Genomic DNA, 12,003 nt, shown 5'->3' with positions numbered 1-12,003 from the left:
GTCAAACGCCATTCCCGGAACGGCGAGCTGCTTGTATTATGAGAAGCAAGGATAACATTCTTTGTGGCGAAGACGAGGGCAAGCGGATGCTCACCCCCATTTTTTAGGCAGCTTCGCTCAATTGTGATCGACCAAGCCGGATATATGGCGGATCAATCGAGCCAGGCGGGTACTGAATCGAGAGCGATCAGCTCCTCATAGGTTCCGCGCGGGCGGATGACGTGGAACTTGTCACCCTTTACCAGCACTTCCGGCACCAGCAGGCGCGAATTATAGGTGCCTGCCTGCACGGCGCCGTAAGCACCGGCGGAGCTGACGGCAATCAGATCACCCGGCTGCGGTGCGGCCATCTCGCGGTCCAGCGCCAGATAGTCACCCGTTTCGCAGACGGGGCCAACGATATCGGCCTTGATGCGAGGGGCGTCTACCGCGGGCTGCACGACCGGGCGGATGCCGTGATAGGCCTCGTAAAGCGTCGGGCGGATGAGGTCGTTCATCGCGCCATCGACAATCACGAAGTTCTTTTCGCCGCCATCCTTCACATAGATCACTTCCGTCACCAGAATGCCGGCATTGCCGACGATCAGGCGTCCCGGTTCGGTGATGATCTTGCAGTTGAGGCTCTTCAGCTCGTTCTTGACGATATGCGCATAGGCATCCGGCAGCGGCGGCGGATTATTGTCCTCGCGGTAGGGAATGCCGAGACCGCCGCCGATATCGACGTGGCTGATCGTGTGCCCGTCCGTGCGCAGGGATTCCACCAGTTCGCGCAGCAAACGGAACGCATCCTCGAAGGGCTGCAATTCTGTGATCTGGCTGCCGATATGCATGTCGATGCCGGTGACTTCGATGCCGGGCAGCGTGGCGGCATGGGCATAGACCGCACGCGCCCGCTCATAGGAAATGCCGAACTTGTTCTCTTTTTTGCCGGTGGAAATCTTGGCATGAGTGCGCGCATCCACATCCGGATTGATGCGGAAGGACACATGCGCCCTTTTTCCGGCTTTGACGGCGCGCAGGTTGAGGACCTCAAGCTCCGGCTCGGATTCGATGTTGAAGCAGTAGATGCCGGCTTCCAGCGCGTAATCCATTTCCGCCACCGTCTTGCCGACGCCGGAGAACATGATGCGGTTTGCCGGTACACCGGCGCCAAGCGCGCGGCGCAATTCGCCGCCGGATACCACGTCGATACCCGCGCCAAGCTTTGCCAGCGTCTTCAGAACGGCCTGGTTGGAATTGGCCTTCATGGCGTAACAGACCATGGCGTCCACATCGGCGAAAGCGCCTGAGAACACCTTGTAGTGGCGCTCCAGCGTCGCGGTCGAATAGACATAGAACGGCGTGCCGACCGCCTTGGCGATCTCAGGCACGGGCACGTTTTCGGCGTGAAGCACGCCGTCGATATAGCCAAAATGGTTCACAGGCATTTTCCCGTCAGAGAAGCTTGTCGAGGATGAACGGCCGCTCCGCCGTTGCCGGCTTCGTCTCGGTTCCGTCGGCATTGCGCTTGTTGCGCATTTCGACCGGCGTGCTCGGCGGATCGATATCGCCTTTTCGCCCGCAGGCACTGAGAGCAAGACTGACGGCGAGCGTCATGCTGATGGGAACGATGAGATTGCGCGCGGTTTTTGAAAGCATGAGCCTGTCCAAAGGAAATATGTGCTTCTCTGATAACGAAAAACAGGGCGCTTGTGCACCCTGTTTCTTGTGATCGCAGCGTAACGCAGATTTATGAGGGCGGCGGAGAAAAATGGAATCGTTTCCGCCGCCCATTTTAATTTGTCTGCGCATCGGATTTTCCGAAAACCGCTTCACACTTTTCGGTCCGATGCGTTAGTTGCGTCCACGCCACCAGGCGATCTGCTTCTTGACCTCGGAAGGAGCCGTGCCGCCGAAGCTGGTGCGGCTGGCAACCGATGCCTCGACTGAAAGGACGTCGAAAACGCCGCTTGTAATGGCCGGATGGATCGCCTGCAGGTCTTCCAGCGAAAGATCGGCCAGATCGCAGCCTTTCTTTTCCGCCAGTGCCACCGCATTTCCGGTCACATGGTGGGCGTCGCGGAAGGGCAGGCCTGCCTCGCGCACCAGCCAGTCAGCAAGATCGGTGGCGGTGGAATAGCCCGAACCGGCGGCCGCACGCATGCGGTCCTTGCGCACCTCAAGGTCGCGGATCATGCCGGTCATGGCGGCGATGGCCAGTTCCAGGCTTTCGGCGGCATCGAAAACCTGTTCCTTGTCTTCCTGCATGTCCTTGGAATAGGCGAGTGGCAGGCCCTTCATCACAGTCAGAAGCGCCACCAGCGAGCCGTTGATGCGGCCGGTCTTGGCGCGCACCAGTTCGGCGGCGTCGGGGTTCTTCTTCTGCGGCATGATCGACGAGCCGGTGGAAAAGGCATCGGACAGGCGGATAAAGCCGAATTGCGGCGTCGACCAGATGACGATTTCTTCGGCGAGGCGCGACAGGTGCGTGGCGCAGATTGAGGCGATCGACAGGAACTCCAGTGCGAAATCGCGGTCGGAAACGGTGTCGATGGAGTTGCGGGTCGGCTCGCGGAAGCCGAGCGCCTTTGCCGTCATGTGGCGGTCGATAGGATAACCGGTGCCGGCCAGCGCTGCTGCACCGATCGGGCTTTCATCCAGATGTTCGATCGCGTGACGCACGCGGGCGCGGTCACGGCCGAACATTTCCACATAGGCCATGCAATGATGGCCGAAGGTGACGGGCTGGGCCGTCTGCAGATGGGTGAAGCCGGGCATGACCGTATCGGCATTTTCCTCGGCGCGGCCGAGGAAGGCGGAGATGAGCGCGGTCAGCATGCCTTCCGTCTTCTGCAGCTCTTCCTTGACCCAGAGGCGGAAATCAAGCGCCACCTGGTCGTTGCGCGAGCGGGCGGTGTGCAGCCGCCCTGCCGCCGTGCCGATGAGGGTGGCAAGTCGCGCCTCGATGTTCATGTGAATGTCTTCGAGCTTGCGCGAGAATTCGAAGCTGCCGGCCTCGATTTCTGACAGGATCGTGTTCAGGCCGTGAACGATCTTGTCTTTATCTTCCTGCGAAATAATGCCTTTTTCCGCCAGCATGGTGGCATGCGCTATAGAGCCGCGGATGTCCTGGGCATAAAGCTTCTTGTCGAAGCCGATGGAGGCATTTATCTCTTCCATGATGGCTGATGGCCCGGAAGCGAAACGTCCGCCCCACATCTGGTTGGAGGATTTCTGATCTGTGCCGTCAGCCATGTTCTGCGTGCCCTGGAGTATTCGATGACAGAAAAAAGGCCGTTCAGGCTTCCTTCCGCCAGATTGGTTGCAATTGCTGCCGTTGCCGGTGTCGTGTTCGGCGCGGGTGCGGTCTGGTTCAGGCATATTGGGTCTGAGAGCCCGGTTCAAGGGGCAGCGGTTGCCGAGGCCGGTTTATGTGAAGGTGCGGCAAACCGCATCGCCTCGCTGAAACCCCTTCTGAAGGGCCAGGTGGCGGCCATGTCGGCCACGGATACGCCGCGCGTCATCCCGCTGTCTTTCAAGGGTCCGCAAGGGTCGGACATGTCGCTTGCCGATCTCAAGGGCAAGGCGGTTCTCCTCAATCTGTGGGCCACCTGGTGCGTGCCATGCCGGGAGGAAATGCCTGCGCTAAACGCACTGGAGAAGGAAAAGGGCAGCGATGGCTTTGAGGTTGTTGCGGTCAATATCGACACCGGCGCGGACGAAAAACCGAAAGCCTTCATTGACGAATACAAGATCGACGCGCTGAAACTTTACCGCGACAGCTCCATGGGCGTCTTCAATGTTCTGAAAAAGGAAGGGCTGGCTTTCGGCCTTCCCGCCACGCTTCTTCTGGACGAAAAAGGCTGCCTGATTGCCGCCATGAACGGTCCGGCAGCCTGGGACAGCGAAGATGCCAAGGCGTTGGTATCGGCAGTGAAGGCTAAATAATTGTCCAGTGCGGGAGGGATTTTCCTCCCGTCACCTCGAATGATATCCGAGGAATATCTCTTGCGCCTTAGCGCGTCGGAACAGGTGTCTCGCCACGGTAATCGTAAAAACCGCGACCAGATTTGCGGCCGAGCCAGCCGGCCTCGACATATTTCACCAGCAGCGGGCAGGGGCGGTATTTGCTGTCGGCCAGCCCGTCATGCAGCACCTGCATGATCGACAAACAGGTGTCGAGACCGATGAAGTCGGCAAGCTGCAACGGTCCCATCGGATGGTTGGCGCCGAGCCGCATGGCGGTGTCGATTGCTTCCACCGAACCGACGCCCTCATAGAGCGTGTAGATCGCCTCGTTGATCATCGGCAGCAGGATGCGGTTGACGATGAAGGCGGGGAAATCCTCGGCGACGGTGATCGCCTTTTCCAGCGTCCGCACATAGTCCTTCGCCGCATCGAAGGTCTTTTCGTTGGTGGCGATACCGCGCACCAGCTCCACCAGCTTCATCACAGGCACCGGGTTCATGAAGTGGATGCCCATGAACTGTTCGGGGCGATCGGTCGCGGACGCAAGGCGAGTGATGGAGAGCGAAGACGTGTTGGTGGCCAAAAGCGCTTCGGGCTTCAGTACCGGGCAGATCTGCGCATAGATCTTGCGTTTGATTTCCTCGTTTTCGGTAGCAGCCTCAATGACCAGATCCATGGGCGCCAGATCGTTGACGTCAGTCGAACCGCTGATGAGCGCGAGCGCATCTTTGCGGGCGTCGTCGGAGAGCTTGCCGTTGGTGACCTGACGGGCAAGATTGCCGTTGATCGTTGCAAGGCCGGCTTCGATGCCGTCCTTGGAAAGATCGTAAATGTGCACCTTGTAACCGGCCAAGGCGGAAACATGCGCGATGCCGCAACCCATTTGACCGGCTCCGATGATACCGATGTTTTTAAAGGGGGCGGTCATATGCTGGTCTCCTCATGGGATTTCATCTGCGTCATTTGCGGCGATGTTACGCATATCGCCGAAAAAGAGAAGGCGGCGCGTTCAAAAAACGCGCCGCCTTTGGCTAAAGGCTTAAAATCACAGAGCCTTCTGGAGTTCCGGCAGAGCCTCGAACAGGTCTGCGACGAGGCCGTAATCGGCAACCTGGAAGATCGGCGCTTCCTCGTCCTTGTTGATGGCTACGATGACCTTCGAGTCCTTCATGCCGGCCAGATGCTGGATGGCGCCCGAAATGCCGGCAGCGATGTAAAGCTGCGGTGCCACGACCTTGCCGGTCTGACCGACCTGCCAGTCGTTCGGTGCATAACCCGCATCGACGGCTGCGCGCGATGCGCCGACGGCTGCACCGAGCTTGTCGGCAACCGGCAGGATCACTTCGCGGAACTTTTCCGAGGAGCCGAGTGCGCGACCGCCCGAGATGATGATCTTCGCAGAGGTCAGTTCCGGACGATCGGAAGAGGCGAGCGCGTCGGACACAAAGACAGAAACGCCGGGGTTCTCGGCAGCGCCGATGGTTTCCACCGGTGCCGAACCGCCTTCAGCGGCTGCCGCAAACGCGGTGGGGCGCACGGTAATGACCTTCTTGGCGTCGCTTGCCTGCACCGTCTGGATGGCGTTGCCGGCATAGATCGGACGTTTGAAAGTATCCGGGCTGACGACCTCGATGATTTCAGAGACCTGGGCCACATCGAGAAGGGCTGCGACGCGCGGGGCGACATTCTTGGCCGAAGCGGTCGCCGGTGCGATGATGACGTCATAGGAAGGGCTCAGCGAGACGATCAGCGCCGCCAGCGGCTCGGCGAGCGCGTTGGCATAGGATGCGTCGTCGGCAAGCAGTACCTTGGCAACGCCGGACAGTTTCGCCGCCGCGTCGGCGGCACCCTTCGCACCGGAGCCGGCAACGAGCACGTGGACGTCGCCGCCAATCTGCGTTGCCGCCGTCAGCGTCTTCGCCGTCAGGTCGGAAAGGGTTGCGTTGTCGTGTTCTGCCAGAAGAAGAATGGCCATGTTGTAATCTCCCTTTTCCGAAACCTTAGAGGACGCCGTCGGCTTTGAGCTTTTCGACCAGCTCAGCCACCGAGCCGACCCTGATGCCGGCCTTGCGGCCTGCGGGCTCCTCGGTCTTCAACACCTTCAGACGCGGCGTGACATCGACGCCGAAATCGGCCGGGGTCTTCTTGTCGAGCGGCTTCTTCTTTGCCTTCATGATGTTCGGCAGCGAGGCATAACGCGGCTCGTTCAGACGAAGATCGGTGGTCACGACAGCGGGAAGTTTCAGTTCGACCGTCTGCAGGCCGCCATCGACTTCACGCGTCACAGCGACCTTGCCATCAGACGGTACGACCTTGGAGGCGAAGGTGCCCTGGCCCCAGCCGAGAAGGGCGGCCAGCATCTGACCGGTCTGGTTACTGTCGTCGTCGATCGCCTGCTTGCCGACGATGACGAGGCCGGGCTGCTCGGCTTCCGCCACGCCCTTCAAAAGCTTGGCGACGGCTAGCGGTTCGACCGTCTCGTCGGTCTCGATCAGGATGGCGCGGTCGGCACCCATGGCGAGCGCCGTGCGCAGCGTCTCTTCCGCCTTGGCAGGCCCGATCGACACGACCACGACTTCTTCAGCCTTGCCGGCTTCTTTCAGCCGCAGAGCCTCTTCCACCGAGATTTCGTCGAACGGGTTCATCGACATCTTCACATTCGCGAGTTCAACGCCCGAACCATCCGACTTCACGCGGATCTTGACGTTGTAATCAACAACTCGTTTGACAGGGACAAGGATCTTCATCGGCGGTTTTCCTCAAACTCCTGTCCGCGAGGCGACAAGACCGCGCGGACCTCCAAAAACAGGTTGGCGACATGGATAAGCATTTTTCCCGCAAATACAACGGAGCAATGTTCATTATCACATGCACGCAAGGCATACCTTACGTTGACGTTAACGTAAATAATTTATCTCTTCGTCAACGGCTCATCTGCTCCCGTCATAGCCCCGTTCGATTTGCGACAACCCCGCCGTTTGCGACGGATTCTTGAACTGCGCCGCCCTTGGCGGAACAATCGTGCGGTCGAACAGGGGAACGTCCGGCCGGCGCATGAAAATTACCATCACAGCCCCGGCCAATATGCCGCCCACATGTGCCCCCCAGGAAACATTTTCCTCAAGGCCAAGTGCCAGCATCAGAAATTGCTGTCCGATCCATAACGCCAGCGGAATGAATGCAGGCAAGGGCAACGGAATGCGCATGAACACCAGAACCCAGACGCGCACCTTGGGATGCAGGAGAAAATAGGCCGCGACGACGCCGGAAACAGCGCCTGATGCACCGATAAGCGGCCCTTCCGACATGGGTGCGACAAAGCCGTGCAACAGCGCGCCGGCTATGGCGCAGGCGATGTAAAAGATAAGGAAACGGAAGTGGCCGAGCGCGTCCTCAACGTTGTCGCCGAAGACCCACAGAAACAGCATGTTGCCTGCCATGTGCCAGAAATCCAGATGCAGGAACGCATAGGTGACGACGGTCAGGTTATCCGGCACCACCTGTAAGGCCGGCTCCAGGTAAGCGTAGTCGAACACCACAGCCGGGATGAAACCGAGGCCGAGCGCTGCGGCATTGGCCTGGACGTCACTGGCAAGCACGCCGGTAAATAGCCATACCAGCACGTTGACCACGATCAGGCCGATCGTGACATATTGCAGCCGGATATGTTTGAGGGAATTCGCATCGTGCAGCGGTATGAACATCGAACGCCCTTCGTTTGTGCGAGAGATAGGCTTTAGCGGTTCTTGCCGGGAATCCACAATATGTCAGCCTTGCCCATGTCATTGGCAAAACGGGCGGCAACGAACAGGAAGTCGGACAGGCGATTGACATATTTCAGCGCTTCCGGGCTGACGATCTCGTTTTCAGCAACCGAGAGCTCCACCATGAGCCGTTCCGCGCGTCGGCAGATCGTGCGCGCCAGATGCAGATTGGCCGCCGCCGCATTGCCGCCCGGCAGCACGAAGGAGGTCAGGGGGTCAATTGCGGAGTTGAGGTCGTCGATTTCGTTTTCCAGCCGCGTGACCTGGCTCTCGACAATGCGCAGCGGTTCGTAGGCCGGCGGCTCGCCGGTTTCCGGGGTCGCGAGATCCGCGCCGAGGTCGAACATGTCGTTCTGGATGCGGAACAGCATGGCATCCAGCTTTTCCATGCTGGCAATATCAGTATTGGCGGTATGCAGCCGCGCCACGCCGATCGCCGAATTCGTTTCGTCCACCGTGCCATAGGCCTCGACGCGAAGATCGTGCTTCAGGCGGCGGGGACCGGACACCAGCGCCGTCGTGCCCTTGTCGCCGGTGCGGGTGTAGATCTTGTTCAGTTTCACCATGTCAGCGTCCGCCGCCGGTGAGCCAAAGGGTCAGCATGATGAGCACGATGGCGATGGCCTGCAACAGAAGGCGAAGCTGCATCAACTTGTTGGAACGGTTGGCGTCTTGGCCCTTCAGCATGTTGAAAAGGCCTCGTATCAGCACGATGACAACGAGGCCCATGACGATAAGGGCCAGAACAGTGGTGAAGCCGGACATTTAGGGGGTACTCCTCCTCAATCGAATCTGCGCAGCAGACGATAGAACAGTCCGGCAGGCAAGAGCCGTTTCAGCAACAGCCCCTGTTTGGCGGGAACGGTGACGGGATAATGCGGTTTTGGCTTTGCGGCGGTCAGGGCGTGTTTCAGCACGGCGTAAACGGCATCGGGGCCAAGCTTGTGGCGGTTGACCGGGCCGGACCCATCCATCCTCGCCAGCTGACGCTTGTATTCCACAGCATGGGCCGAGTTTTCCAGATCGATCTTGTCCCTGACGTGGGCAAGCGCCGTCGTGGTGAATTTCGACGTGATCGGCCCCGGTTCGATCATGCTCACATGGATGCCGCTGTCCTGAAGTTCCATGCGCAGCGTGACGCCAAGGCCCTCGATGGCGAATTTCGATGCGGTATAGGCGCCGCGATAACGATAGGGAACGAGGCCGAGAATGGAGGAGCAATGCACGATGCGCCCTGAACCGCGCTGGCGCATGAAGGGAATGACCCGCCGCGTCAGATCGTGCCAGCCGAAGACGTTGGTTTCGAATTGCTGCCGCAGTGCTTCCACCGGCAGATCCTCCACAGCACCCGGCTGTCCATAGGCGCCGTTGTTGAACAGCGCATCGATGCGGCCTCCGGTTCTGGCCGCAACCGTATCCACGAGAGCCGCGATGGTTTCGGGCTTGGTATAGTCCATGATCAGGGTTTCTATGCCCTGATTTTCGAGCGCGGCCATATCGACGATGCGACGCACGGTGGCAAACACCCTCCAGCCGTCGCGGTGAAGCGCGCCGGCACAATGGGCTCCGATGCCCGAGGAACATCCGGTAATTATGATGACGGGTTTTTCAGGCATCTATGCCGCTCCGGAAAGCCGAATGTTGCGCTGGCCCGATGGTCCGGCCTGTGAAAATTGTATTGCGCAAAATCTGTATGCCTGCGGGAACCGAAAGGCGGGCTTGTGCGCTGTACAAAGTAGAGCTGACTTCCCATATTCGGGGCGAAGTTACAAATGAAATGCCGATGAATGGAGGCGACATGGTTGCCGCAGTGCGCCTGGCAGGCAAGGTTGCCTTCGATGCCTATTCTCATTTTGCCGAGGATGACGGCTGGGCGATGGCGAGCCACATGGCGCTTTCCATCCTGCTGGCGCTGTTCCCGTTCCTGATTTTCGGCACGGCTTTGGCCGGTTTTCTGGGGGCTGACCAGTTTTCCGAGACGGCGGTGCATCTGATTTTTGACACCTGGCCGGAAGCGATCGCAGGTCCGCTTGCCGCGCAGGTGCAGCAGGTCCTGACCATTCCGCGCGGCGGACTGCTGACGATTTCGGTGCTGGCGGCCGCATATTTTGCCTCCAACGGCGTCGAGGCGCTCCGAATCTCGCTCAACCGCGCCTATCGCGTCACGGAAACGCGCTGGTGGTACATCACCCGTCTTCTCAGTCTGCTGTATGTGTTGATCGCAGTGGTGGTCTTTACCGGCATCAGCATCGTGCTTGTTGCGGTGCCGGTCGCAACGTCCTTTGCCGAGCAGCGGTTTCCCTGGCTGACGGATGCGCTGAACACGGTTTCCAGCCTCGGACTTTACGGCACCATCGTCGTGCTGACGGTCGGGCTGGTGGCGGCGCATCTGTGGCTTCCGGCCGGCAAACGCCGCATCTGGGATGTCTGGCCCGGCATTCTGCTGACAATGATCTTCTGGGTCATCGGCGCGGCGATCTTTGCCTATTACCTCTCCACCTTCGCCAATTATGCCGCCACCTACGCCGGTCTGGCCTCGGTGATGGTGGTTCTGGTGTTTCTTTACATGGTGGGTGTCATCTTCATGCTGGGCGCGGAAGTGAATGCCGCTCTGATGAAATACAAGGTCCGGCAGATCATCCGCCGCAATATCGCCGGCAACAGTGCGCGCCGCGAGCAGGTGCTAGAGGAGCCCGACAAGCCGGCGGATATCTGACGGCGTTTTTCCTTCCGCCCGAAGCGCTGCAAGGCCGGTGCTGCCTTCGCTTTTCGAGAGCTTGCGCCCATCAGCACCCAAAATCAGTCGGTGGTGGTGATAGGCGGGTGGCGGCAGGTCCAGCAATTGTTGCAGCAGCCGGTGAATGGCGGTTGCGTTAAACAGATCCATGCCGCGCACCACATGGGTGATGCCTTGCAGCGCGTCATCCAACACCACGGAGAGATGATAGCTCGAGGGGGCGTCGGAGCGCGACAGCACCACATCGCCCCACAGCGCCGGCAAAGCTTCGATTTCCCCGGTCTGCCCGTCGCCGCTCTCGCGCCAGAACAGCTTGCTGTGCAAGGTGCGGACCGCCTTTTCCATGTCGAGCCGCCAGGCGTGTTGCCTGCCCGATGCCAGAAGTTCGGCCCGTTCCGCCTGCGGCCTTTGCCGATCTATTGCCGGGTAAAGCGGCGCGCCGTCGGGATCGCGCGGCCAGAGCCTTCCCTCTGCCTCAAAGGCCCTGACAATGGCTTTCGTCTCACCCCGGCTTAAGAAGGCGGGATAGGCGAGGTCGGCCTCGACCAGCCTGTCGAGTGCTGTGCGATACTCATCGAAGTGCTCCGATTGCCGCCGCACCGGCTTTTCCCATTCCAGTCCCAGCCAGCCAAGATCATCATAGATCGCCTGCTCCAGCTCCGGAGTGCAGCGCGTCTGGTCGATATCTTCGATGCGCAGCAGAAAATGGCCACTGTTTTCCCGCACCATGTCGTGGTTCAGAAAAGCGGAAAGCGCATGGCCCAGATGCAGGGCGCCATTGGGGCTGGGCGCAAAACGATAAACCGGTTTTTGACGGACGGGCGAAGGCATGATTTCTTCTGCCATGTTTTGAAGCGCCTCGCCACCCGGTGCCGGGCCAACGTGAATATGGGCTGTGTAGACATGAAAATCATCAGGGGCCTCGACGATATCAGCGAAGGTCTGGCGCATCTTGCCCGCCTCGATCCGGCTCTTAGCCTTATTATCGAAAAAGCCGGTCCGCTGGAGTTGCGTATTCACGAGCCCGGCTTTGCGGGCCTTGCCCATATCGTCGTGTCGCAGATGGTGTCGCGCGCCAGCGCCAACGCCATATGGGTCCGTATCCTTGCCGGCACGGGCGGGGCGGTGACGGCGGAAAACTATCTGGCGGTGCCGGAAGAATTGCGCGCCACTTTCGGCCTTTCCCGGGCCAAGGCAACAACGCTGGAAGGGTTAGCGCAGGCGGTTGCGGATGGCTGCATCGATCTTGATGCCGTCAGTCGCAAGGAAGCAGATGTGGCCCTTTCGGAGCTGGTGGCGCTTCGCGGCATTGGTCCGTGGACGGCGGAAGTCTATCTGATGTTCTGCGGCGGCCACCCCGATATTTTTCCGGTTGGCGATGTGGCGCTGCGGGCTGCGGTGGGCCACGCGCTTTCGCTCGAGGCACGGCCGGATGCGAAATGGCTGGCGGCGCGGGCGGAACTCTGGACGCCCTGGCGCTCCGTCGCCGCCCGGCTGTTCTGGGGCTACTATGCGAATATCATGCGGCGCGCGATGGTGCCGCTACCCTGATAT

At 60.0% G+C, this 12,003-nt stretch carries 14 protein-coding genes; 3 read left to right on the top strand and 11 right to left on the bottom strand.

Features of this window, described 5'->3' with window-relative positions; translation table 11 throughout:
- Positions 1–152: 152 nt before the first annotated feature.
- From lysA to argH, 3 genes are all read right to left on the bottom strand, one after another.
- Positions 153–1,421, bottom strand: a complete 1,269-nt coding sequence (lysA, locus tag AB4Z23_RS06410) for a diaminopimelate decarboxylase (RefSeq protein ID WP_019564865.1) — start codon at positions 1,419–1,421, stop codon at positions 153–155.
- 13 nt (positions 1,422–1,434) lie between these two features.
- Positions 1,435–1,638 (bottom strand): LPS translocon maturation chaperone LptM, encoded by a 204-nt coding sequence (lptM, locus tag AB4Z23_RS06405; RefSeq protein ID WP_019564864.1) that lies wholly within the window; start codon positions 1,636–1,638, stop codon positions 1,435–1,437.
- 195 nt (positions 1,639–1,833) lie between these two features.
- Positions 1,834–3,234, bottom strand: coding sequence for an argininosuccinate lyase (gene argH / locus AB4Z23_RS06400; RefSeq protein ID WP_441360028.1), 1,401 nt, complete (start codon positions 3,232–3,234; stop codon positions 1,834–1,836).
- Positions 3,235–3,258: 24 nt separating this feature from the next.
- On the opposite strand from argH, the gene tlpA reads away from it, so the two are divergent.
- Entirely contained in the window at positions 3,259–3,927 is a 669-nt protein-coding gene (gene tlpA, locus AB4Z23_RS06395; protein WP_003511324.1) for a thiol:disulfide interchange protein TlpA, read from the top strand.
- Between the two features lie 67 nt (positions 3,928–3,994).
- Here tlpA and AB4Z23_RS06390 read toward each other — a convergent pair whose 3' ends face one another.
- The 7 genes from AB4Z23_RS06390 to AB4Z23_RS06360 form a co-directional block, all read right to left on the bottom strand.
- Positions 3,995–4,876, bottom strand: a complete 882-nt coding sequence (locus tag AB4Z23_RS06390; RefSeq protein WP_013761782.1) for a 3-hydroxybutyryl-CoA dehydrogenase — start codon at positions 4,874–4,876, stop codon at positions 3,995–3,997.
- Between the two features lie 117 nt (positions 4,877–4,993).
- Positions 4,994–5,923, bottom strand: coding sequence for an electron transfer flavoprotein subunit alpha/FixB family protein (locus AB4Z23_RS06385; RefSeq protein WP_003511321.1), 930 nt, complete (start codon positions 5,921–5,923; stop codon positions 4,994–4,996).
- Positions 5,924–5,948: 25 nt separating this feature from the next.
- Positions 5,949–6,695 (bottom strand): electron transfer flavoprotein subunit beta/FixA family protein, encoded by a 747-nt coding sequence (locus tag AB4Z23_RS06380; RefSeq protein WP_013761780.1) that lies wholly within the window; start codon positions 6,693–6,695, stop codon positions 5,949–5,951.
- Positions 6,696–6,878: 183 nt separating this feature from the next.
- Entirely contained in the window at positions 6,879–7,652 is a 774-nt protein-coding gene (locus tag AB4Z23_RS06375; RefSeq protein WP_065659671.1) for a rhomboid family intramembrane serine protease, read from the bottom strand.
- Between the two features lie 32 nt (positions 7,653–7,684).
- Complete coding sequence (locus AB4Z23_RS06370; protein ID WP_065659670.1) at positions 7,685–8,278, bottom strand: cob(I)yrinic acid a,c-diamide adenosyltransferase; 594 nt, start codon at positions 8,276–8,278, stop codon at positions 7,685–7,687.
- A 1-nt stretch (position 8,279) separates the two neighbouring features.
- On the bottom strand, positions 8,280–8,477 hold the full coding sequence (locus tag AB4Z23_RS06365; protein WP_003497428.1) for a twin transmembrane helix small protein: 198 nt from the start codon (positions 8,475–8,477) through the stop codon (positions 8,280–8,282).
- Positions 8,478–8,494: 17 nt separating this feature from the next.
- The gene (locus tag AB4Z23_RS06360; RefSeq protein WP_003511316.1) at positions 8,495–9,328 is read right to left on the bottom strand and encodes an SDR family oxidoreductase; all 834 of its coding nucleotides are present in this window, start codon (positions 9,326–9,328) and stop codon (positions 8,495–8,497) included.
- A 182-nt stretch (positions 9,329–9,510) separates the two neighbouring features.
- Between AB4Z23_RS06360 and AB4Z23_RS06355 the strand changes: the two genes are divergently transcribed.
- Positions 9,511–10,428 (top strand): YihY/virulence factor BrkB family protein, encoded by a 918-nt coding sequence (locus AB4Z23_RS06355; RefSeq protein WP_003511315.1) that lies wholly within the window; start codon positions 9,511–9,513, stop codon positions 10,426–10,428.
- Here the strand turns inward: AB4Z23_RS06355 and gluQRS are convergent.
- Positions 10,396–11,280, bottom strand: coding sequence for a tRNA glutamyl-Q(34) synthetase GluQRS (gluQRS, locus tag AB4Z23_RS06350; protein WP_065688020.1), 885 nt, complete (start codon positions 11,278–11,280; stop codon positions 10,396–10,398). The genes AB4Z23_RS06355 and gluQRS overlap by 33 nt on opposite strands.
- Before the next feature lie 72 nt (positions 11,281–11,352).
- Between gluQRS and AB4Z23_RS06345 the strand changes: the two genes are divergently transcribed.
- Entirely contained in the window at positions 11,353–12,000 is a 648-nt protein-coding gene (locus tag AB4Z23_RS06345; protein WP_065687912.1) for a DNA-3-methyladenine glycosylase family protein, read from the top strand.
- Positions 12,001–12,003: the final 3 nt, after the last annotated feature.

The sequence above is a fragment of the Agrobacterium sp. MCAB5 genome (genome assembly GCF_052114365.1).
In the GTDB taxonomy this organism is placed as follows: Bacteria; Pseudomonadota; Alphaproteobacteria; order Rhizobiales; family Rhizobiaceae; genus Agrobacterium; species Agrobacterium tumefaciens.
This window is presented reverse-complemented; position numbering and strand designations above follow the sequence as displayed.

What these genes read in the sequence shown, in the direction of transcription:
- lptM (WP_019564864.1), bottom strand. Translation starts at nt 1,638, where the DNA reads ATGCTTTCAAAAACCGCGCGCAATCTCATCGTTCCCATCAGCATGACG.
- argH (WP_441360028.1), bottom strand. Translation starts at nt 3,234, where the DNA reads ATGGCTGACGGCACAGATCAGAAATCCTCCAACCAGATGTGGGGCGGA.
- tlpA (WP_003511324.1), top strand. Translation starts at nt 3,259, where the DNA reads ATGACAGAAAAAAGGCCGTTCAGGCTTCCTTCCGCCAGATTGGTTGCA.
- AB4Z23_RS06390 (WP_013761782.1), bottom strand. Translation starts at nt 4,876, where the DNA reads ATGACCGCCCCCTTTAAAAACATCGGTATCATCGGAGCCGGTCAAATG.
- AB4Z23_RS06385 (WP_003511321.1), bottom strand. Translation starts at nt 5,923, where the DNA reads ATGGCCATTCTTCTTCTGGCAGAACACGACAACGCAACCCTTTCCGAC.
- AB4Z23_RS06380 (WP_013761780.1), bottom strand. Translation starts at nt 6,695, where the DNA reads ATGAAGATCCTTGTCCCTGTCAAACGAGTTGTTGATTACAACGTCAAG.
- AB4Z23_RS06375 (WP_065659671.1), bottom strand. Translation starts at nt 7,652, where the DNA reads ATGTTCATACCGCTGCACGATGCGAATTCCCTCAAACATATCCGGCTG.
- AB4Z23_RS06370 (WP_065659670.1), bottom strand. Translation starts at nt 8,278, where the DNA reads ATGGTGAAACTGAACAAGATCTACACCCGCACCGGCGACAAGGGCACG.
- AB4Z23_RS06365 (WP_003497428.1), bottom strand. Translation starts at nt 8,477, where the DNA reads ATGTCCGGCTTCACCACTGTTCTGGCCCTTATCGTCATGGGCCTCGTT.
- AB4Z23_RS06360 (WP_003511316.1), bottom strand. Translation starts at nt 9,328, where the DNA reads ATGCCTGAAAAACCCGTCATCATAATTACCGGATGTTCCTCGGGCATC.
- AB4Z23_RS06355 (WP_003511315.1), top strand. Translation starts at nt 9,511, where the DNA reads ATGGTTGCCGCAGTGCGCCTGGCAGGCAAGGTTGCCTTCGATGCCTAT.
- gluQRS (WP_065688020.1), bottom strand. Translation starts at nt 11,280, where the DNA reads ATGCCTTCGCCCGTCCGTCAAAAACCGGTTTATCGTTTTGCGCCCAGC.
- AB4Z23_RS06345 (WP_065687912.1), top strand. Translation starts at nt 11,353, where the DNA reads ATGAAAATCATCAGGGGCCTCGACGATATCAGCGAAGGTCTGGCGCAT.